Raw genomic sequence first — 21,794 nt, 5'->3', positions numbered from 1 at the left:
CAAGGCGCACGGCACCGTTCTCTATCGTAACTGGGCGGGCGGATCTGTACAACGCTGCTGGACACCGCCGGACAAATCAGGTCATGCAAGCACCTGTGCGACACGGAGCAGCTCCGACGGCACGGTCTTGAGGCGGCCGGCGACCTCCGCGAGGGGCACGGTGACGACCTGCTCACCACGGAGCGCGGTCATGACCTGCGACTCCCCGCGCATCGCCGCGTCGACGGCCGCGACACCGAACCGGCTGCCGAGGATCCGGTCGGTCGGCGTCGGCGAACCACCGCGCTGGACGTGCCCGAGGACGGTCAGACGCGTGTCGAACCCCGTGCGCTCCGCGATCTCCTTCGAGACCCTCTCGCCGATCGACCCGGCGATGATCTCGCCGAACCTGCCGAGCTCCTGGGTGTAGTCCATCGAGGACCCCTCGGCAGGGATCGCACCCTCGGCGACGACCACGATCGAGAAGTTCGCGTGAGCGCGGTGCCGGTGCTTGAGGAACTTGACGAGCCGCTCGATCTCGAACGGCTCCTCGGGAGCGAGGACGACCTCGGCGCCGCCGGCGATGCCCGCGTTGACCGCGATCCACCCGGCGTGCCGCCCCATGACCTCCACGACCATGACACGGTTGTGGCTCTCGGCCGTCGTGTGGACGCGGTCGATCGCCTCCGTCGCGATGTTCACCGCCGTGTGGAACCCGATCGAGAGGTCGGTCCCCTCGACGTCGTTGTCGATCGTCTTCGGGATGGCGATGACGTTCACGCCTGCGTCGGCGACCTGCTGCGCGGCATGCAGCGTGCCGTCGCCGCCGATGCAGATCAGGCTGTCGATCCGCTCGGCCTCGAGGGTCGCGAGAACGCCGTCGAGACCGCCGTGCTCCGCGTGCGGGTGAAAGCGGGCAGTACCGAGGAGCGTGCCGCCGACCGGCAGGACGTTGCGGATGTCCGCGCGCCCCAGGGGCACGACGTCCCCGTCGACGACGCCGCGCCATCCGTTCCGAAAGCCGGTGACAGTCGCTCCGTACTCGCCCGTCGCCTGCTTCACGACAGCGCGAATCGCTGCGTTCAAACCGGGACAGTCGCCGCCACCTGTGAGCAGACCGATGCGCACTGATTCTCCTCGTCGTCCGGCGGCCACCCGCGAGCAGCCGCGACCTCGGTCGCATCATCCAGTGCGACCATGCTCACGCTATCGCGCGGCCACCTCCAGACGTCCCCATGTCCACCTTTTGACCCTCAGAATGGACAGATGGAGAATCTGGGTGTGGATCGGGTCGAATACCGCTCGGTGGACGACGAGCAAGGCGGCTCCGTTGCCCGTCGTTGGTGGGACGAAAACGCAACCGAGTACGCCGTCGAGCACGGTGAGTTCCTCGGGGACGCCGACTTCTGCTGGGGTCCGGAGGGGCTCCGCGAGGCCGACCTGGCGCTGCTGGGCGACGTCGCCGGCCAGGACGTCCTCGAGGTCGGTGCCGGAGCCGCGCAGTGCTCACGCTGGCTCGCCGCGCAGGGTGCGCGAGTCGTCGCCAGCGACGTGTCGCTCGAGATGCTGCGGCACGCCGCGGTGCTCGACGCGCGGGTCGGCGTCTCGGTGCCCACCGTCCAGGCCGACGCGCGGGCGCTGCCGTTCCCGCCCGCGACGTTCGACGCCGTGTTCACGTCGTTCGGTGCCATCCCCTTCGTCCCGGACCCGCTGCGGATCCACCGGGAGGCTCGACGGGTCCTGCGCCCGGGCGGACGCTGGGTCTTCTCCACGACCCACCCACTCCGGTGGGCCTTCCCGGACGACCCGACGGAGCACGGACTGACGGCGCACCGGTCGTACTTCGACCGTCGCCCCTACGTCGAGTCCGCCGCGACCGGGCAGGTCATCTACACCGAGTACCACAGGACCCTCGGCGACCATGTCCGGGACGTCGTGGCGGCGGGCCTCGAGGTCGTCGACGTCGTCGAACCGGAATGGCCGACGGACAACGACGCCGTCTGGGGCGGTTGGGGGCCCGTTCGCGGCAGGTTCTTGCCCGGAACGCTGATCGTCGTCACCCGACGACCAGCCGCTCCCGAATGATCAGTGCCCGGCGTCGTGCCAGCTCTGCCCCGACCCCACCGACACGTCCAACGGCACGGAGAGCGATGCCGCGGCGCCCATCTGGTCCCGCAGGATCTCCTCGGCCGTGCCCCGCTCCCCCGGCGCGACCTCGAGCACCAGCTCGTCGTGGACCTGCAGGAGCACGCGCGACGAGAGCTCCTGCTCCCGCAGTGCCGCGTCGACACCGAGCATCGCGACCTTGATGATGTCCGCTGCACTTCCCTGGATCGGTGCGTTGAGAGCCATCCGCTCAGCCATCTCGCGTCGCTGGCGGTTGTCGCTCGTGAGGTCCGGCAGGTAGCGGCGCCGTCCCATGATCGTCGCGGTGAATCCGGTCGCACGCGCCTCGGAGACGACGCTCGTCAGATAGTCCCGAACTCCCCCGAAGCGCTCGAAGTAGTCGTCCATCAGTCCGCTCGCCTCGCCCACCGAGATCCCGAGCTGCTTCGAGAGACCGAACGACGAGAGCCCGTACGCGAGACCGTATGACATCGCCTTGATCTTGGACCGCATCTGCGGCGTCACGTCGGCAGGGTCGACGTCGAACACTCGAGAACCGACGTAACGGTGCAGGTCTTCTCCGGTACGGAAGGCCTCGATCAGTCCTTCGTCGCCCGACAGGTGGGCCATGATGCGCATCTCGATCTGGCTGTAGTCGGCGGTCAGCAGCGTCTCGTAGCCCTCCCCCACGACGAACGCCCGACGGATCTGCCGCCCTGCCTCCGTCCTGATCGGGATGTTCTGGAGGTTCGGGTCGGTGGAGCTCAGTCGGCCCGTCGCCGCGATCGTCTGCTGGAACGAGGTGTGGATGCGTCCGTCGTCGGCGACGGACTTCAGCAGGCCGTCGGCCGTCTGGCGCAGGCGCGTCGCGTCGCGGTGCGCCAGGAGGTGCTCGAGGAACGGGTGGTTCGTCTTGACGTAGAGGTCCGCCAGGGCGGCCGCGTCGGTCGTGTAGCCAGTCTTGATCTTCTTGGTCTTGGGCATGCCGAGGTCCTCGAACAGCACCTCCTGAAGCTGCTTCGGGGAGCCGAGGTTGACCTCACGGTCGATGACGCCGTACGCGGCGTCGGCGGCGTCGGTCACCTGCGAGGCGAACTGGTCCGACAGACGCTGCAGACCGTCGACGTCGACGGCGATCCCCGTGCTCTCCATCTGTCCGAGGACCACCGCGAGCGGCATCTCCAGGTCGGTCAGGAGCGTCGTCGCGCTCCGGTCGTCGAGCTCACGCCCGAGGACGTCGACGAGGTCTCGCACGGCCGCAGCCCGCGCAGCGTGGATCGGGTCGGGGCCGCCGTCGTCGTCGAGCGACAGGTCGAGGGCTCCCTGAGCGCCTCCGCCCTCCTCCGCCCGCAGCTCGCGCTGCAGGTGGCGGAGGGTGAGGTCCGCGAGGTCGTAACCACGATGGTCGGGAAAGCACAGGTACGCGGCCAGCTCGGTGTCGAACACGACGCCTTCGAGCGGCAGACCTCGACCCGCCAGCGCGTGAGCCGCGCCCTTGGCGCCGTGCGCAGCCTTGGGTGCCTCGCGATCACCCAGCCATGCCTCGAGAGCCTGCTCGTCCTCCGCGGCGATGTCGGCCAGGTCGAGCACCACCGCGACGTCGGCAGCCAGCGCCAGCGTCCAGGCGTCTCCGCGCACGGCACCGCGGTTCCCGTCGACGTCGAGACCGACGACCTGCGTCGAGCGCGCCGTGAGCCACTGCTCCAGCTCGCCGGCCTCGAGCGAGGCGGTCTCGACCGTCAGCTCCGGAGCCGGCTCCTCGTCGCCGGGGTCCAGGGCCATCAGACGGTCCCGGAGCGCCGTGAACTCCAACGGTCCGAAGACGGCGTCAACCGCAGATCTGTCCCACCCCCGCATCTCCAGGTCGGAGATCTCGACGGGGAGATCAAGATCGCGCACCAGAGCGTTGAGCTCGCGGTTGGAGCGGACCTGATCGAGGTGCGCGCGCAGGTTCTCCCCGGCCTTGCCCTTGATCTCCTCCGCCGACCCAAGAACTCCGTCCAGATCGCCGTACGCGCCGATCCACTTGGCCGCGGTCTTCGCCCCGACCCCGGGGACCCCCGGCAGGTTGTCGGCCTTCTCGCCGACGAGAGCAGCCAGGTCCGGGTAGTGCTCGGGGTCGACGCCGTACTTCTCGCTGACGGCGTCCGGGGTCATCCGCGCGAGGTCCGAGACGCCCCGCTTGGGGTACAGAACCGTGACCTCGGAGCTCGCGAGCTGGAAGGCGTCCCTGTCCCCGGAGCAGACGAGGACCTCCATGCCCGCAGCGACGCCGCGGGTCGACAGCGTTGCGAAGATGTCGTCCGCCTCGAAGTTCTCCTTCTGCAGCTGGACGATCCCGATCGCGTCCAGCACCTCCTTGATGAGCGGCACCTGGCCCTTGAACGGCTCGGGCGTCGCGGCGCGTCCGGCCTTGTAGCTCGGGAGCCGTTCGGTCCGGAACGTCGAGCTCCCCGCGTCGAACGCCACGGCGACGTGCGTCGGCTGCTCGTCACGGATGAGGTTGATCAGCATCGACGTGAACCCGAAGACGGCGTTCGTGGACTGGCCCGTCGTCGTCGAGAAGTTCTCAACGGGCAGGGCGTAGTACGCCCGGTAGGCCATCGAGTGGCCGTCGATGAGAAGGAGCCTGGGTCGCGCGTCGGTGGTCACAGGTGCCAACCTATCCGCTATGACCGACACACAGTCACCCGAACACGTCCTCGCCGACCTCCGTGCCTCGACCCGCGGCACACTGATCGAGAGGATGGGCATCGAGCTCCTCGAGGTCAGCGCCGCGCGGGCCGTCGCGGTCATGCCGGTGGCCGGGAACACCCAGCCTGCCGGCCTCCTCCACGGTGGCGCCTCGGCCGCGCTGGCCGAGACGGTCGGGTCGTTCGCCGCGCAGGTCCACGCCGGGCCCGGCCGCGCGAGCGTCGGCACGGAGCTGAACGCGACTCATCATCGCGGGGCGCGCGAGGGATCAGTCCGTGCGGTCGCCGAGGCGGTGCACCTCGGCAGGACGACCGCAAGCTACGCGATCACGATCACCGACGAGTCCGGACGTCGCGTCTGCTCCGCGCGTCTGAGCTGCTTCCTCCTGGACCGCTGAGACTCAGCGGGCGACGCGGTCAGAGTCCTCGCGCCGAGCGCGCTGGAACTCCCGCAGGTCGACGGGACCGCTGGTCAGTTCAGCGCGGGCACGGCGCCGACGGGCGATGAGGTCCTCGATGCCCTGACGGGCGACGGCGCGCTTGTTGGGGCCGGCCTCGGCGGCGAGGCGGCGCTGGAGAGTGGCGGTCGTGACGACCCGGTGCGCGACCGCGGGGGCGAACCCCATCCGGGCGAAGAAGCGCTGGATGCCCCGTGCGCCCGGGATCGGGACCGCGTAGACGTCGACGCACCCGGTGCTGACGGCGATCTCGGCCGCCATCGCCAGGAGCGCGTGGCCGACACCTCGGCGTCGCGCAGCCGAGCTGACGTAGACGGCCTCGATGTAGAGGCTCGGCTCGTCGTTCAGTGCACCCGGGCTCACCACGCGGGCGAGGAGGAACCCGACCGGCTCGTCGCCGTCGTACGCCCCGAGAACGACCCCTCCGGGCACCGCGAGCAGGACCGAGAGGTGTCGGACGATCCGGTCGGTGTCGGGCGTGCACACCTGGACTCCCGCCGAGGACTCACCCCGCGCCTCGGCGCAGAGCACGGCCAGCGCAGCAAGCTCACGGTGAGCCGCACCGCGGACGTCAACAGCGATTCGCATCCGTGAGGCCTCCGGTCGGGGTCGCGGTCCGTGCGGACGGGGCGCGACGGGTTGGTACAGGATCTGGCAGAACCATAGTCCGCGCTACGAGGCGTCCGCCAGAGGGAGATCGACGCGACCGTCAGGCGCCGACCTGGTCGATCACGGCGTCGGCGACCTCGCGCATGGTGAGGCGACGATCCATCGAGGTCTTCTGGATCCAACGGAACGACTCGGGCTCGGAGAGACCCATCTTCGTCATCAGCAGGCCCTTGGCACGGTCGACGCGCTTGCGCGTCTCGAAGCGCTCAGCCAGGTCGGCGACCTCGGACTCGAGCGCCGCGATCTGCGAGTACCGCGAGATCGCGATCTCGACCGCCGGCAGCAGGTCCGCGGGCGTGAACGGCTTGACGACGTACGCCATCGCACCCGCGTCACGGGCGCGCTCGACGAGCTCGGTCTGCGAGAAGGCCGTCAGCAGCACGACGGGCGCGACATGCGCCTTCCCGATGCGCTCGGCGGCAGAGATACCGTCGAGCTCCGGCATCTTGACGTCCATCACGACGACGTCCGGCTTCAGCTCGATCGCGAGCTTCACGGCCGTCTCACCGTCACCGGCCTCGCCGACGACCTCGATCCCCGCCTCGCGGAGCGTCTCGACGACATCCATGCGGATCAACGCCTCGTCCTCGGCGACGACCGCCCGTCGCACCGGACGTGCGTTCGTCGGAGCCTCCGGCTCCGGCTCGTCGATCATCGGAGGGAGGTCAAGGGGCTCGTCTGCTTGCGTGTTGTCGTCACTCACGGTTCCATCCTAGTGCCCCGCCCACGGTGGTGCCTGCACGCACCGATTCGGCCTCCGCGCACCGATTCCGAAGTCGCGCGTTTCTGTGGTTCGATGGGCACACGCTGCCCGCCCCGGTAGCCCAACCGGCAGAGGCATCCGGCTCAAACCCGGTCCAGTGCGGGTTCGAATCCCGCCCGGGGCACCACACACGAACGGCCCGGCACTCCTCGGAGTGCCGGGCCGTTCGCCGTCCATACGTCAGCGCTGCTCGCGCACGTCCGACTGCGATCCGATCTTGTGCACCAGGATCGAGTTCGTCGTCCCCGCGACACCGACCGGTGCGCCCGAGACGACGACCACGAGGTCACCGATCTCGCCGAGTCCGTTCGCCTGGAACATCGTGTCGACCTGCTCGATCATGGCCTCGGTCGAGTCGACCTCGGGCACCTCGTACGCCTGCGTGCCCCAGGTCAGGGACAGCGTGTTGCGCACGTGCTGCTTCGGCGTGAAGGCGAGCAGCGGGATCGACGAGCGCAGGCGGGACATCCGGCGCGCGGAGTCGCCCGACTGCGTGAACGTCACCAGGTGCTTCACACCCAGCGTCTCGCCGATCTCGGCCGCGGCGCGGGTGATCGCACCGCCGCGCGTGTGCGGCGTCGACCCGAGGGGCGCGATCCGCTCGCGCCCGAGCTGCTCGGTGCTCTCGATGATGCGGGCCATCGTCTCCACGGCTCCGATGGGGTACTCCCCCACGGACGTCTCGCCGGAGAGCATGACGGCGTCCGCGCCGTCGAGAACGGCGTTGGCGCAGTCGGACGCCTCCGCGCGCGTCGGCCGCGGGGCCGAGATCATCGACTCGAGCACCTGGGTGGCCACGATCACCGGCTTGGCGGCACGTCGAGCGAGCTCGACGGCGCGCTTCTGGACGAGCGGGACCTGCTCGAGCGGGAGCTCGACGCCGAGGTCGCCACGCGCGACCATGATGCCGTCGAACGCATCCACGATCTCGACGAGGTTCTCGACCGCCTGAGGCTTCTCGACCTTGGCGACGACCGGGATCACGCGTCCCTCTTCGTCCATGATGCGGCGCACGTCGTCGTAGTCGGCGGCGTTCCGGACGAACGAGAGCGCGATGATGTCCGCGCCCAGGCGCAGAGCCCAGCGCAGGTCCGCCTCGTCCTTGTCGCTCATCGCGGGCACAGAGACCGCGACGCCGGGCAGGTTGAGCCCCTTGTTGTTGGAGACCGGACCGGCCACCTCGACACGGGTGACGACGCGGGGGCCCTCCACCGCCGTCACGCGGACGAGAACACGGCCGTCGTCGATCAGGATCGGGTCACCGACGCGGGCGTCACCCGGCAGTCCCTTGTGCGTCGTGGAGACGAGCTCCTTCGTCCCCACCACGTCCTCGGTCGTGATCGTGAAGACGTCGCCCTCGTTGAGCCACTGCTTCTCGTCGTTCGCGAAGCGCCCGAGGCGGATCTTCGGGCCCTGCAGGTCGACGAGGACGGCGACCGAGCGCCCCGACTTCTTGGAAGCCGCACGGACGTTGTTGTACACCGCCTCGTGGACCTCGGGGTCGCCGTGGCTACGGTTCAGCCGGGCGACGTCCATGCCTGCGTCGACCAGCGCCTGGATCTGCTCCGGGGACTCGGTCACCGGACCGATGGTGCATACGATCTTTGCTCTGCGCATTTCTCCAGCCTCGTAGTTCTCGCTGCCCGGAATCCGGGCTCCGGCTCCCGTCACGCGGGAGCCCGTGGATGCCCGGAGTCCCCGGGCACGATGTCAGGGCTTCAACGAGACCGTGCTCGCCCGCACGGGCGACGGCAGCTCGGTCTCTCCTTGAAGGTACGCGTCCGCCGCTGCTGCGGCAGCCCGACCCTCGGCGATGGCCCAGACGATGAGCGACTGACCGCGCCCGGCGTCGCCCGCGACAAACATGCCCGGTACCGAGCCCGCGAAGTCGTCGTCGCGTGCGACGAGACCCCGGGCGGTGAGCTCCGCGCCGCTCTGTGCGGTCAGCAGCTCCGTCTCCGGCCCGGTGAAGCCCATCGCGATGAGCACGAGGTCCGCAGGGATCTCGTGCTCCGACCCGGCGCGCGGGACGCGGCGTCCGTCCGGGAGGTACTCGGTCTCGGCGACGCGGAGAGCACGGACGTTCCCGTCCTCGTCCGCGACGAAGTCGACGGTCGAGGCCAGGTAACGACGCTCACCGCCCTCTTCGTGGGAGGACGAGACGTCGAAGACGATCGGGTCGGTCGGCCAGGGCTGGTCGACCGCACGATCGAGCGGTGGCTGCTTCCCGATGGCCAGGGTCGTGACGCTCGCCGCCCCTTGACGCAGGGACGTGCCGAGGCAGTCCGAGCCGGTGTCACCGCCACCGATGATCACCACGTGCTTGCCCGTCGCCACGATCTGGTCCTCGACCTCGTGGCCTGCGACCACGTCGTTGGCCTGGTGCAGGAACTCCATCGCGTAGTGGATGCCCGCACTCTCGCGCCCCGGGATCGTCAGGTCGCGCGGCACGGTCGCACCCGTCGAGACGATCACGGCGTCGAAACGCCGTCGCAGCTCGTCCCAGGCGATGTCCTTGCCGACCTCCACGCCGGTCCGGAAGCGCGTGCCCTCGGCACGCATCTGCTCCAGTCGGCGCTCGACGTGAACCTTCTCGAGCTTGAAGTCGGGGATCCCGTACTGCAGGAGCCCGCCCGCGGCGCGGTCCCGCTCGTAGACCACGACGGTGTGCCCGGCGCGGGTCATCTGCTGCGCCGCGGCGAGTCCGGCCGGACCGGACCCGACGACGGCGACGGTCTTGCCCGTCAGGCGATGAGGGATCTCCGGGACGACGAGGCCCCGGGCGAACGCCTCGTCGATGATCGAGACCTCGATGTTCTTGATCGTGACGGGCGGCTGGTTGATGCCGAGGACACAGCTCGACTCGCACGGCGCGGGGCAGACACGCCCCGTGAACTCCGGGAAGTTGTTCGTCTCGTGGAGTCGCTCGATGGCGTCGGCCCACTGGTCCTGGCGAACGAGGTCGTTCCACTCGGGGATGAGGTTCCCGAGCGGGCATCCCTGATGGCAGAACGGGACGCCGCAGTCCATGCAGCGGCTCGCCTGGGTCGCGAGGAAGGGCTGGCCGTCCACACGGTGCTCGTGGACGTCCTTCCAGTCCTGCAGCCGCACCTCGACGGGTCGGTTCCGCGGGAGCTCTCGCTCTCGGGTCTTCAGAAATCCGCGGGGGTCAGCCACGTGCCACCTCCAAAAGGTTCTCCCAGGCGCCGGGCGCCTCAAGGTCGGTACCGTCCTGCGACGCCTGCTCCAGGACCGCGCGGACACGGGCAAACTCCGCCGGCAGGACGCGCGTGATGCGACTCTTCGTGGTCTCGAAGTCCTCCAGGAGCTCGGCCGCGCGCGGCGATCCGGTCTCCTCGAGGTGGCGCTGCAGCAACGACTCGACGAGCACAGCGTCCGCGTCGTCGAGCGGTTCGATCCGCAGGTCGCCCGAGCTGACGGCGGTGGTGTTGACCGCCTCCTCACGCAGGTCGAGCACGTAGGCCGTACCGCCTGACATCCCGGCCCCGAAGTTGCGTCCGGTCCGCCCGAGGACGAGCACGGTCCCACCGGTCATGTACTCGCAGCCGTGGTCGCCCACGCCCTCGACGACCAGCGTCGCACCGGAGTTGCGTACGCCGAAGCGCTCGCCGACGAGACCGCGAAGGAAGATCTCCCCCGACGTCGCGCCGTACCCGATGACGTTCCCGGCGATGACGTCCTCGGCCCCGTGCAGGACCGAGGCCAGGTCGGGTCGGACGACGATGCGTCCGCCCGACAGGCCCTTGCCGACGTAGTCGTTCGCGTCGCCGAAGAGACGGAGCGAGATGCCCCGGGGCAGGAACGCCCCGAGGGACTGTCCGGCCGAACCGGTCAGCCGCACGTCGATCGTGTCGTCCGGGAGGCCCTCCCCGCGGTACCGCTTGGTCACCTCGTGCCCGAGCATCGTCCCGACCGTGCGGTTCACGTTGCGGACCGAGAGGTCGATCCGCACCGGTGTGCCGTGGGCCAGTGCATCGGCAGACTGCGCGATGAGCTGGTTGTCGAGAGCACGCTCCAGGCCGTGATCCTGCGTCGTCGTGTTCCGGAGCGAGGAGCCCTCGACCGGTACCGGACGCTCGAGCACGGGACCCAGGTCGAGCCCCGAGGCCTTCCAGTGGTCGACGGCCTTGCGTGCGTCGAGCGCCTGGACCTGGCCGATGGCCTCCTCGACGGTCCGGTAGCCGAGCTCCGCGAGGTACTCACGCACCTCCTCGGCGATGAACTCGAAGAAGTTGACGACGAACTCAGGCTTACCCGTGAACCGCGACCGCAACTCCGGGTCCTGCGTCGCGACGCCGACGGGGCACGTGTTCAGGTGGCAGACGCGCATCATGATGCAGCCCTCGACGACCATCGGTGCGGTGGCGAAGCCGAACTCCTCCGCGCCGAGCAGCGCCGCCACGACGACGTCGCGGCCCGTCTTCATCTGGCCGTCGACCTGGACGACGATCCGGTCACGCAGGTTGTTCAGCACGAGCGTCTGCTGCGTCTCGGCGAGCCCGATCTCCCACGGCGTCCCGGCATGCTTCAGGGAGGTCAGCGGGCTGGCTCCCGTCCCACCGTCGTGCCCAGAGATCAGGACGACGTCGGCGTGGGCCTTCGAGACGCCCGTCGCCACCGTCCCGACGCCGAACTCCGACACCAGCTTGACGTGGACGCGCGCCGACGGGTTGGCGTTCTTCGCGTCGTGGATCAGCTGGGCGAGATCCTCGATCGAGTAGATGTCGTGGTGCGGGGGCGGCGAGATCAGGCCGACGCCCGGCGTCGAGTGACGCGTCCGCGCGACCCACGGGTAGACCTTGTGCCCCGGCAGCTGACCACCCTCGCCGGGCTTGGCGCCCTGGGCGAGCTTGATCTGGATGTCGTCGGCGTTCGTCAGGTACTCGGAGGTGACTCCGAACCGGCCCGACGCAATCTGCTTGACCTTCGAACGACGCTCCGGGTCGTACAGCCGATCCGGGTCCTCGCCCCCCTCGCCGGTGTTCGAGCGCGCACCGAGCCTGTTCATCGCGATGGCGAGCGTCTCGTGCGCCTCCTTGGAGATCGACCCGTAGGACATCGCACCGGTGTTGAACCGCTTGACGATCTCGCTGACCGGCTCGACCTCGTCGAGCGGGACGGACGGTCGCTCCGGACGCAGCTCGAGCAGGCCGCGCAGCGTCATGAGCCGCTCCGACTGCTCGTTGATCCGGCCGGTGTACTCGCGGAAGATGTCGAAGCGACGTGTCCGCGTGGCGTGCTGGAGGCGGAAGACGGTGTCCGGGTTGAAGAGGTGCTCCTCCCCGTCCCGACGCCACTGGTACTCGCCACCCGTCGTCAGACGCTGGTGCGCCTGGTGGTTCCCCGACGCCGGGTATGCCTCCGCGTGCCGCGCGGCCGTCTCGGCGGCGAGGATGTCGAGGCCGACGCCACCCAGTCGGGTCGTCGTCTCCGTGAAGTAGTCGTCGACGAGCTCGTGGGACAGGCCCACGGCCTCGAACGCCTGCGCTCCGCGGTACGAGGAGATCGTCGAGATCCCCATCTTGCTCATCACCTTCAGGACACCCTTGCCGAGAGCCTTGATGAGGTTGCGCACGGCGTCGTCGGGCTTGACGTCCAGGTATCCACGCAGTGCCAGGTCCTCGACCGTCTCCATGGCGAGGTACGGGTTCACCGCGGCGGCGCCGTAGCCGATCAGCAGCGCGACGTGGTGCGTCTCGCGCACGTCGGCGGCCTCGACGACCAGGGACACCTGCGTGCGTGAGTGCTGGCGCAGCAGGTGGTGGTGGACGGCACTCAGGAGAAGGAGCGACGGGATCGGCGCCCGTGAGGCGTCCCCGTTGCGGTCCGACAGGACGATGAAGCTGGCCCCGGCGGCGACGTGCGCGTCGACCTCCTCGAAGATCTCCTCGAGGCGCATGTAGAGCGCCCTGCCACCGCCGTGGACCGGATAGAGCCCCTCGACCGTCACCGAGCGGAACGTCCCCGCGACGCCGGCGGCGTGGTGGACGTTGCTGATCTTGGCCAGCTGGTCGTTGTCGATCACGGGGAACGGCAGGACCAGCTTGCGCGCGTGCGCGGACGAGTCCTCGAGCAGGTTGGGCTCTGGGCCGATGACACCGCCGATGGACGTCACGAGCTCCTCGCGGATGGCATCCAGCGGGGGGTTCGTGACCTGGGCGAACATCTGCGTGAAGTAGTCGAAGAGCAGGCGCGGCCGGTTGGACAGCACGGCGATCGGCGTGTCGGTGCCCATCGCGCCGAGCGGCTCGGCCCCCGTGTTGGCCATCGGCGTGAGGATGACCTTGAGCTCTTCCTCGGTGTACCCGAACGCGCGCTGACGGCGCTGGACCGACGCGGGAGAGTGGGCCACGTGCTCACGCTCGACGAGCTGGTCGAGCGTGACCGTGTTCTGGGCGATCCAGTCGCCGTAGGGACGCTGCGACGCGAGCTGGGACTTGATCTCGTCGTCCGCGACGATCCGACCCTGACGGGTGTCGACGAGGAACATCTTCCCCGGCTCGAGGCGGCCCTTGCGCACGATCGACGCCGGGTCGAGGTCCAGCACCCCGGCCTCCGACGCGAGCACGACGAGGCCGTCCTCGGTCACCCAGTACCGTCCGGGCCGCAGTCCGTTGCGGTCCAGGACGGCGCCGATGAGGCTGCCGTCGGTGAACGTGAGGCAGGCAGGGCCGTCCCACGGCTCGATGAGGTTGGAGTTGTACTCGTAGAACGCGCGCCGCTGGGCGTCCATCGTCGTGTGGTTCTCCCACGCCTCGGGCACCATCATGAGGACGGCGTGCGGCAGCGGACGACCCGACAGGTGCAGCAGCTCGAGCACCTCGTCGAACGAGGCCGAGTCGCTCGAGCCCTCCGAGCACACCGGAAGCAGGGGCTCCAGATCGCCGAGGGTCTCGCTCTCGAGCATGCCCTCGCGCGCGGCCATCCAGTTGCGGTTGCCGCGAACCGTGTTGATCTCGCCGTTGTGCGCGATCAGCCGGAACGGCTGGGCCAGCGGCCACGAGGGGAACGTGTTGGTCGAGAACCGCGAGTGGACGAGCGCGATCTCCGAGGCGTACCGCGGGTCCGAGAGGTCGGGGAAGAACGGCTCGAGCTGCGACGTCGTCAGCATGCCCTTGTAGGTCAGGGTCCGCGCCGACAGGGACGCGAAGAAGAGGCGGAGCTCGTTCTCGGCGCGCTTGCGGGCACGGTAGGTGCGGCGGTCGAGCTCGAGGCCGGACCGCGCCCGGTCCGGGTCGGCGAGGACGACCTGCCTGAAGAGCGGCATCGTCGCCCGAGCGGCGGGGCCGACCAGGTCCGCGGTGACGGGCACGTCGCGCCAGGCGAGGACCTCGAGGCCCTCCTCGGCGGCGATCGCGTCGAACCGTGCGGCCGCGGCGTCCGCCTCGCCCGGGTCGCCGGGGAGGAAGGCCATGCCGATGGCGTAGAAGCCCGCCGGAGGGAGGTCCGCGTCGACGACGTCACGAACGAAGGCGTCCGGGATCTGGGTGAGGATGCCAGCACCGTCGCCGCTGTTCTCCTCCGCCCCGACCGCGCCTCGGTGGTCGAGATTCAGCAGCGCGGTCAGACCGGCGTCGACGATGTCGCGCCCCGGGGTCCCGCGAAGAGTCGCCACGAAGGCGACACCACATGCGTCATGCTCGGCCGCAGGGTCGTACAGACCCTGCGCCACTGGCGCGCCTGCCCTGTGCATCGGCGTGCTCATTAACACCGTCCTCCCATGCCTCCGACAGTGCCGGATGCACAGCTAGTACCAAGTTCTGGGGCATCCTCGACCCATCGGACACGTTGGTCCGTCGGAGGTTGACCGACGAGACCGACGAGAGACGAACGTGCCTAGCTGCCCTGGTCGGGCTGCTCCTCATCGTCCGCTTCACCTTCCGGCGCGTCAGGTGTGCGTGACACCGCCGGCTCGTCGCCCGCGGGATAGCGGCGCGCGACGATCACGAACGCTACCAAGGCGATCGCGAATACCACGATTGACGTCCATACGTTCAGACGGAGACCGAAGATCACCTCGGCCGTGTCAATACGCAGCATCTCGATCCACACCCTGCCCGAGGTGTAGATCATGGCATAGAGCCAGAATACCTGACCATGACCAAGCTTGAACCGCTTCGCGAGGTACATGAGAAGAAACGCCCCCGCGATGTTCCAGATCATCTCGTAGAGGAATGTCGGGTGGAACAGAGTTCCCGGGGCGCACTCGATCCCCCACTCGGCGCACGTCCGCGCCGCGACGTCCGCGTCGACCTCGAGCCCCCAGGGCAGTGTCGTCGGCGCACCGAAGAGCTCCTGGTTGAACCAGTTGCCCAGACGGCCGATGCCCTGCGCGATCAGGAGCCCAGGGGCAAGTGCGTCGGCGAACTCGACGAAGCTGACGTTGAGCCGACGGCATCCGATGTACGCCCCGACGGCGCCGAGCGCGACGGCACCCCAGATCCCGAGGCCCCCGTCCCAGATCCTCAGGGCCTTCCAGGGGTCACCGTCTGGCCCCCAGTAGGGCTCCGGGGTCGTGATGACGTGATAGATCCGCCCACCGACGATCCCGAACGGGACGGCCCAGAAGGCGATCTCCAGCACGTCGTCGGGGTTGTTGCCCCGAGCGGCCCAACGCTTGGTGGTCAGCCAGACCGCGACCGCGATCCCTGCGAGGATCGCCATCGCATACGCACGGATCGGGAACGGCCCGACGTACCAGGTGTCCTCGGCAGGGCTCGGGATAGAGGTGACGAGGGCTGCGAGGCTCATGCGCTCACCTCGCGCGCGCCGTGCACTCCGTCGGCGATGCCTCGCACAACCGCCTGCAGAGCCTCGAGCCGTTCGGCCCAGGGAGCGTCTCCCAGCAGCGGGCGGACGAAGGCCGAGCCGACGATGACGCCGTCGGCGTAGCGCGCGACGTCGGCGGCCTGCTGCGGCGTCGAGACGCCGAGACCGACACACACCAGGTCTGCCCCTGCCGCGCGCGTGTCCGCGACGAGCGCCTCCGCGCGCGAGCCGACGGTCGCCCGCTCCCCCGTCACGCCCATCGTCGAGGCTGCGTAGACGAAACCACGCGACGCCGCCACCGTCGAGGCAAGGCGCTCCGTGGTCGAGCTGGGGGCGACGAGGAATACCTTGTCGAGATCGTGCTCGTCGGCCGCGGCGATCCAGTCCGCGCCCTCGTCCGGGATCAGGTCCGGGGTGATCAGCCCGGCTCCACCGGCAGCCGCGAGGTCCCGGGCGAACGCGCCCACGCCGTAGCGGAGCACCGGGTTCCAGTACGTCATCACGAGCGTCGGGGCGCCCGCCGCACTCACGCGCTCGACGACGCCGAACACGTCCCGGACCCGGGTTCCCGCATTCAGCGAGACGTCCACCGCGGCCTGGATCGTCGGTCCGTCCATCACGGGATCGGTGTAGGGCAGACCGAGCTCGACGACGTCGACCCCCGCCTCGACCATCGCGAGAGCCGCCTCGGCGGAGCGCTCCACGTCCGGGAAGCCCAGCGGGAGGTAGCCGATCAGCGCCGCACGGCCTTCGTCACGCATCGCGCGAAGTCGCACGCCGGTCGTGCCCGCACCCGGGCTGCCGCCCGGTCCCGCCACGGCGCTCACAGGCTGCTCCCCTCGGTCGTCGCTGCGTTCTTGATGTCCTCGGCGTCGACCACGTCGAACCACCGCGCAGCCGTCGCGACGTCCTTGTCGCCACGCCCGGAGAGGTTCACGAGGACGACGGCGTCGTCCCGACCGTCCGCAGCGAGCTCCCGGCCCACGCGCAGCGCACCGGCGAGAGCATGCGCAGACTCGATCGCGGGAATGATCCCCTCGGTGAGGCAGAGGAGACGGAACGCGTCCATCGCCTCCGCGTCCGTGACCGGCCGGTACTCGGCACGTCCGGTGTCGTGCAACCACGAGTGGATGGGACTCACGCTCGGGTAGTCGAGCCCGGCAGAGACCGAGTGGCTCGGCAGGGTCTGGCCGTCCTCGTCCTGCAGCAGGTACGACCTGGCGCCGTGCAGCACGCCCGGCGCTCCTCCGCTGAACCGCGCGGAGTGCCGACCGGTGTCGACGCCGTCGCCCCCCGCCTCGAGCCCGAGGAGTCGGACGTCCGCGTCGTCGAGGAACGCGTTGAAGAGCCCGAGCGCGTTGGAACCACCGCCCACGCACGCGGCGACCACGTCCGGGAGAGTGCCCGTGCGCTCCAGGATCTGCTCCCGCGCCTCGTCGCCGATGACCTTGTGGAACTCGCGGACCATCTCGGGGAACGGGTGCGGCCCGGTCACGGTGCCGAGCAGGTAGTGGGTGTCGTCGACGTTCGCGACCCAGTCGCGCAGCGCCTCGTTGATCGCGTCCTTGAGGGTCCGCGACCCGATCGTCACGGGAACGACGGTCGCGCCGAGGAGGCGCATGCGGGCGACGTTGAGCGCCTGGCGCTGCGTGTCCTCCTCACCCATGTAGACCACGCACTCGAGGTCGAGGAGCGCAGCCGCCGTCGCCGTGGCGACCCCGTGCTGCCCCGCCCCGGTCTCGGCGATGACGCGAGACTTGCCCATGCGCTTGACCAGGAGCGCCTGGCCGAGCACGTTGTTGATCTTGTGCGACCCCGTGTGGTTGAGGTCCTCGCGCTTGAGGAACATCCGTACGCCACCGGCGTGCGCCGCGAACCGAGGCACCTCGGTCAACGGGCTCGGCCGCCCCGTGTACTCGCGCTGGAGGCGCTCGAGCTCCTCCATGAACGCAGGGTCCGCGATCGCGGAGCGGTACTCGCGCTCGAGCTCCTCGAGAGCCGCGATCAAGGCCTCGGGGACGTAGCGGCCGCCGAAGTCACCGTAATAGGGGCCCTGCGTGTTCTGCAGGGATGGGATGTCAGGCACGGGGCCAGGCCTCCTGTCGATGGTGCGGGTCGCCTCAGTGGCGGATGGCGCGGAGCGAGGGGTGGGAGCCGGCGGCGACGAGGTCGGCGACCGACGACCGCGGGGCGTCACCGGTGACGAGAGCCTCGCCCACGAGGACGGCGTGGGCACCCGACCGTGCGTAGTCGACGACGTCGTGCGGCCCACGGACGCCGGACTCCGCGATGCGGCAGATCTCGTCGGGGATCGCCGGCGCGAGCCGCGCGAACGTCGTCCGGTCGACCTCGAGGGTCTTCAGGTTCCGCGAGTTCACCCCGATGATCTGGGCCCCGGCGTCCAGCGCACGGGAGACCTCGTCCGCCGTGTGGACCTCGACGATGGCCGTCATCCCCAGGGACTGGACGCGCTCGACGAGGGAGGTCAGGACGGTCTGCTCGAGCGCTGCGACGATGAGCAGGATGATGTCGGCCCCGTGTGCCCGGGCCTCCCACACCTGGTACGGCGTGACGACGAAGTCCTTGCGGAGGACGGGGACGTCGACCTTGGCACGCACCGCGTCGAGGTCGTCCAGGCTGCCGCCGAACCGACGCTCCTCGGTGAGCACCGAGATCGCGGCCGCACCCCCGTGCGCGTACTCGACCGCCAGGGCGGCGGGGTCGGAGATCGGCGCCAGGGCACCCTTGCTGGGACTGGACCGCTTCACCTCGGCGATCACCGCGACCTGCCCGTCGACCTTCAGCCGGTCGGCGGCGTTCAGCGCCCCGGGGGTCCTCGCCGCGCGCTCCTTGAGCGCGTCCAGGGAGGTCGACGCCTGGCGGCGCGACAGGTCCTCGCGGACACCCGCGATGATGTCGTCTAGAACGGTCATAGTTTCGCTCCCGTGCTCGTGCTTGTCCCCCGGCTGGCCCCGCCCTCGCGGCCGACCGCCTCGCATGGCGACGTCTTCTGCAGGCCATCGTAGGTGCGCCAGGCCGTTCTCCGGACCACGCACCGAGGGGCGAGACGGTCAGGCAGGCCCGAGGAAGTCCCCTGCGCCGGGAATGTTGCGCACGACGCCGAAGATCACGGCGATCGCGCCGACGGTGATCCAGACGACGCGCGGCACGGTCGGCATCGTCCTCCGGGGCGACCACCGTGCCGCGAGCCAGAGGGACCACAGGCCGACCACGGCCGGGAGAAGGACGACCACGAGAGGGTTCGACGCCCAGGCTCCGACGAGGTCGAGGTGCGCCAGGTCGTGCGTGGCACGCAGGCCACCGCATCCCGGGCACGCCAGGCCGAAGATCATCAGGCTCGGGCAGACGCCGTAGCTCCCGGGGACGTGCGGGTCACGCAGGGCGACGAGGAGAGTCGCCGCGCCCACGAGGGCGGCGACCACGAGCGGTTCGAGCAGGGCAAGGCCCCGCCGCTCCGTCGTGGTCGCCACGACGGTCAGCTCTTGCGTGCCGGTGCCTGCCCGTAGCCCATCGCGCGCATGACGCCACCGACGACGACGGCGATCAGGACCACGGCGAGACCGACCCAGGACAGCCACGGCGTCGCGACGACGAGCCCCACGGCGGTGATGAGCGAACCGAGCATGATGCCGATCATCGACGTCCAGGAGGCCGTGGTGTGCCCGTGGTTGTCGGGCGGGACCGTCGGTGGGAGGTAGTCCGCGACGGGCTGCGTGGACGTGGAATCAACCATGAGTGTGTGCGCCTTTCGTGAAGATGTCGACCAATCCTATCGTTCGTCGGGTCGACCGGCGGGCGGGCCGTCCGACTCCGCCGAACGCGTCAGCTCGTCCCACAGTGCCGCGGGATCGTCGTCGGGAACGTCCTGACGAGGCGCTCCCCGTTCGTGGCGAGCTCCTGACGTCGTCCATCCTCGCGCCGACCAGGCGGCGGCCAGGACGACCACGAGGACGATCGCGCCGAGCACGACGACCACCCACGGGAACGGCGTCAGATCCACGGCCGTCGTGACCTCACCGACCCCCGTCGCACGCGCTGCCTCGGCGGTCATCGCGGGCAGCGGGTCGAGCGCCACGTTCAGAGCACCGACCAGGATCGTCAGCCCGCTTCCCGCGGCCACGACCAGGACGACCCACCGGCCGACCCGACCGACAAGTCCCAGTGCGAGCGCCGAGGCCACGAGGACGAGCGCGCCGGCGCTCACGGCCGGGGCGGCCGTCGTCCCGGCCACGCCGAGGTCGACGACGTCCTCCAGCGCACTGCTGCCCTGCGCCGTCATCCACACCGGCATCGAGAGCAGCAGCGCGGACGCGCCGAGAAGCAGGAGAGCGACCACGGCGTTGCGCCGGCTCAGGCTCGCACGCATCAGCGGAGGGGGCGCAGACGTGCCGCGAGCTGGATCGCCCGCACCGCGGCCGCCGCCTTGTTGCGGGACTCGGCGTACTCGAGCGCAGGGACGGAGTCCGCGACGACGCCGCCGCCGGCCTGCACGCTCGCCCGCCCCGCGCGCAGGAGCGCGGTGCGGATGGCGATGGCCATGTCCATGTTGCCGGCGAAGTCGAAGTACCCGACCGTTCCGCCGTAGATCCCTCGCGAGGCCGGCTCAAGCTCGTCGATCAGCGCGATCGCGCGAGGTTTCGGCGCCCCGGAGAGCGTGCCCGCCGGGAACGTCGCCCGGAGCGCGTCGAGCGCCGTCGCGCCGTCGCGCAGATGCCCGACCACCGTCGAGCTCAGGTGCATGATGTGGCTGTACCGCTTGGTGACCATGAACTCGACCACCTCGACGGACAGGGGCTCGCACACCTTGACCAGGTCGTTGCGGGACAGGTCGACGAGCATGAGGTGCTCGGCGAGCTCCTTCGGGTCCTCCCGCAGCTCGTCACCGAGCGCGACGTCCTCCGCCGGGGTCCCGCCCCGTGGTCGCGATCCGGCGATGGGGAACGTCACGGCCCGCCCGTCGGTGACCTTCACGAGCGTCTCGGGGCTGGACCCGACGACGGAGAACTCCTGCCCGTCGGAGTCGGCCAGGCTGAAGCAGTACATGTACGGGCTCGGGTTGATCGTGCGCAACGCCCGGTACACGTCGATCGGGGCCGCGGGGCAGTCGAGGTCGAGGCGCTGGGAGAGCACGACCTGGAAGACGTCGCCCTCACGGATGGCATCCTTGCCGGCCAGGACTGCCTGCTCGAACTCGTCCCGGGTCGAGCGGAACTCCAGCTCGGGCTCCGGCAGGTCGTGGTCCACGACCACGGCAGGTATTCGTCCGCCCGACCGCAGCGCGGCCTGCATCGCGTCGAGCCGCGCGACGGCGTCGGCGTACGCCTCGTCGACCCGCTCGTCCGTGCCGTCGAAGTTGATCGCGTTGGCGACGAGCCACACGGAGGACTCCCGGTGGTCGACCGCCGCCAGGTCCGTGGCCAGGCAGAGCGTCAGCTCCGGGACACCGAGCTCGTCGGGTGCGTTCGCGGGCAGGGTCGGTTCCCAGTGCCGGACGACGTCCCAGCCGAGTGCGCCGGCGAGGCCACCGGTGAACGGGGGAAGGCCGGGGATCTCCGGTGTGCGCAACGCGTCGAGCGTCTTCTCGAGGACCTCGACGACGTCGCCGGACGTCGGCACGCCGGCCGGCACGTCGCCGGACCAGACCGCCGACCCGTCGCGCGCGGTGAGGGTCGCCCGCGACGCGGCACCGACGAAGGACCAGCGCGACCATCCGCCGTCCGACTCCGCGGACTCCATGAGGAAGGTCCCCGGGCGTCCGCCCGCGAGCGTCTGGTAGAGGCCGACCGGCGTGATGTCGTCGGCCAGGAGACGCCGCACCACCGGGACGACGCGACGCGAGGCCGCGAGGTCGCGGAAGCCCTGCACGGACGGCCAGGTCGCACCCCAGGGGACGTCTGCCGCCGTGACGGTCGTCGGCCCGGTCATGCGCCCACCTTCCCGACGACGGCACCGAGATCGCCGCCCGCGTCGAAGCAGCTCCGCGCACCCGTGTGGCACGCCGCTCCGACCTGGTCGACCCGCACGAGGAGCGCGTCGCCGTCGCAGTCGAGCGCCACGGACCGCACGTGCTGGACATGGCCGGACGTGTCGCCCTTGCGCCAGTACTCCTGACGGGACCGGGACCAGAAGGTCACGCGGCCGCTCGTGAGGGTGCGGTGCAACGCCTCGTCGTCCATCCATCCCAGCATGAGCACCTCTCCGGTGTCGTGCTGCTGGACGATGGCGGCGACCAGGCCGTCGTCGCGCTTGAGCCGCGCGGCGAGGTCAGGGGTCAGTGGTGAGTCGGACACGCCTGAATCCTGCCACGCGCGGAGC

At 70.1% G+C, this 21,794-nt stretch carries 18 protein-coding genes and 1 tRNA gene; 3 read left to right on the top strand and 16 right to left on the bottom strand.

All coding sequences use genetic code 11. The features are described 5' to 3' along the window. Positions 1–81 precede the first annotated feature (81 nt). On the bottom strand, positions 82–1,107 hold the full coding sequence (locus tag Q343_RS0109440) for a 6-phosphofructokinase (RefSeq protein ID WP_029253341.1): 1,026 nt from the start codon (positions 1,105–1,107) through the stop codon (positions 82–84). A gap of 138 nt (positions 1,108–1,245) precedes the next feature. Between Q343_RS0109440 and Q343_RS0109435 the strand changes: the two genes are divergently transcribed. Continuing rightward, positions 1,246–2,064, top strand: a complete 819-nt coding sequence (locus tag Q343_RS0109435) for a class I SAM-dependent methyltransferase (RefSeq protein WP_029253340.1) — start codon at positions 1,246–1,248, stop codon at positions 2,062–2,064. Here the strand turns inward: Q343_RS0109435 and polA are convergent, their stop codons facing one another. Continuing rightward, a complete protein-coding gene (gene polA / locus Q343_RS0109430; protein WP_052367113.1) occupies positions 2,065–4,689 on the bottom strand; it encodes a DNA polymerase I in 2,625 nt (874 codons plus the stop codon). It abuts the gene before it with no gap. Positions 4,690–4,756: 67 nt separating this feature from the next. On the opposite strand from polA, the gene Q343_RS0109425 reads away from it, so the two are divergent. Beyond that, the gene (locus Q343_RS0109425) at positions 4,757–5,176 is read left to right on the top strand and encodes a hotdog fold thioesterase (RefSeq protein WP_029253338.1); all 420 of its coding nucleotides are present in this window, start codon (positions 4,757–4,759) and stop codon (positions 5,174–5,176) included. Positions 5,177–5,179: 3 nt separating this feature from the next. Here Q343_RS0109425 and Q343_RS0109420 read toward each other — a convergent pair whose 3' ends face one another. Both Q343_RS0109420 and Q343_RS0109415 read right to left on the bottom strand, forming a co-directional pair. Further along, entirely contained in the window at positions 5,180–5,824 is a 645-nt protein-coding gene (locus Q343_RS0109420; RefSeq protein WP_052367078.1) for a GNAT family N-acetyltransferase, read from the bottom strand. Positions 5,825–5,945: 121 nt separating this feature from the next. Next, positions 5,946–6,560, bottom strand: a complete 615-nt coding sequence (locus Q343_RS0109415; protein WP_052367077.1) for an ANTAR domain-containing response regulator — start codon at positions 6,558–6,560, stop codon at positions 5,946–5,948. 158 nt (positions 6,561–6,718) lie between these two features. On the opposite strand from Q343_RS0109415, the gene Q343_RS0109410 reads away from it, so the two are divergent. Continuing rightward, a tRNA-Leu gene (locus Q343_RS0109410) sits at positions 6,719–6,795 on the top strand. A gap of 53 nt (positions 6,796–6,848) precedes the next feature. Here the strand turns inward: Q343_RS0109410 and pyk are convergent. From pyk to hisI, 12 genes are all read right to left on the bottom strand, one after another. After that, positions 6,849–8,285 (bottom strand): pyruvate kinase, encoded by a 1,437-nt coding sequence (gene pyk / locus Q343_RS0109405; RefSeq protein WP_029253335.1) that lies wholly within the window; start codon positions 8,283–8,285, stop codon positions 6,849–6,851. Between the two features lie 93 nt (positions 8,286–8,378). Further along, on the bottom strand, positions 8,379–9,845 hold the full coding sequence (locus Q343_RS0109400; protein WP_029253334.1) for a glutamate synthase subunit beta: 1,467 nt from the start codon (positions 9,843–9,845) through the stop codon (positions 8,379–8,381). Continuing rightward, on the bottom strand, positions 9,838–14,394 hold the full coding sequence (gltB, locus tag Q343_RS0109395; RefSeq protein WP_029253333.1) for a glutamate synthase large subunit: 4,557 nt from the start codon (positions 14,392–14,394) through the stop codon (positions 9,838–9,840). The genes Q343_RS0109400 and gltB overlap by 8 nt, the downstream gene beginning before the upstream one ends. Positions 14,395–14,525: 131 nt before the next feature. Then, complete coding sequence (gene lgt / locus Q343_RS0109390; RefSeq protein WP_043109942.1) at positions 14,526–15,440, bottom strand: prolipoprotein diacylglyceryl transferase; 915 nt, start codon at positions 15,438–15,440, stop codon at positions 14,526–14,528. Further along, the gene (trpA, locus tag Q343_RS0109385; protein WP_052367112.1) at positions 15,437–16,219 is read right to left on the bottom strand and encodes a tryptophan synthase subunit alpha; all 783 of its coding nucleotides are present in this window, start codon (positions 16,217–16,219) and stop codon (positions 15,437–15,439) included. Before trpA ends, lgt begins: the two co-directional genes overlap by 4 nt. Positions 16,220–16,281: 62 nt before the next feature. Then, on the bottom strand, positions 16,282–17,544 hold the full coding sequence (trpB, locus tag Q343_RS0109380; protein WP_043109941.1) for a tryptophan synthase subunit beta: 1,263 nt from the start codon (positions 17,542–17,544) through the stop codon (positions 16,282–16,284). A gap of 34 nt (positions 17,545–17,578) precedes the next feature. After that, entirely contained in the window at positions 17,579–18,391 is an 813-nt protein-coding gene (gene trpC, locus Q343_RS0109375; RefSeq protein WP_029253329.1) for an indole-3-glycerol phosphate synthase TrpC, read from the bottom strand. A 138-nt stretch (positions 18,392–18,529) separates the two neighbouring features. After that, positions 18,530–18,949 carry a DUF2752 domain-containing protein gene (locus Q343_RS0109370; RefSeq protein ID WP_029253328.1) on the bottom strand — a complete coding sequence of 140 codons (420 nt, stop codon included), beginning with the start codon at positions 18,947–18,949 and terminating at the stop codon, positions 18,530–18,532. A 5-nt stretch (positions 18,950–18,954) separates the two neighbouring features. Beyond that, a complete protein-coding gene (locus Q343_RS0109365) occupies positions 18,955–19,212 on the bottom strand; it encodes an HGxxPAAW family protein (protein WP_029253327.1) in 258 nt (85 codons plus the stop codon). Between the two features lie 36 nt (positions 19,213–19,248). Further along, positions 19,249–19,845, bottom strand: a complete 597-nt coding sequence (locus tag Q343_RS0109360; RefSeq protein WP_043109940.1) for a Trp biosynthesis-associated membrane protein — start codon at positions 19,843–19,845, stop codon at positions 19,249–19,251. Beyond that, positions 19,845–21,404 carry an anthranilate synthase component I gene (locus tag Q343_RS0109355; RefSeq protein ID WP_029253325.1) on the bottom strand — a complete coding sequence of 520 codons (1,560 nt, stop codon included), beginning with the start codon at positions 21,402–21,404 and terminating at the stop codon, positions 19,845–19,847. The genes Q343_RS0109360 and Q343_RS0109355 overlap by 1 nt, the downstream gene beginning before the upstream one ends. Continuing rightward, positions 21,401–21,769, bottom strand: coding sequence for a phosphoribosyl-AMP cyclohydrolase (hisI, locus tag Q343_RS0109350; RefSeq protein WP_029253324.1), 369 nt, complete (start codon positions 21,767–21,769; stop codon positions 21,401–21,403). Before hisI ends, Q343_RS0109355 begins: the two co-directional genes overlap by 4 nt. Positions 21,770–21,794: the final 25 nt, after the last annotated feature.

The organism is Paraoerskovia marina DSM 21750, from assembly GCF_000701465.1.
GTDB classification, from domain to species: Bacteria; Actinomycetota; Actinomycetes; order Actinomycetales; family Cellulomonadaceae; genus Paraoerskovia; species Paraoerskovia marina.
This window is presented reverse-complemented; position numbering and strand designations above follow the sequence as displayed.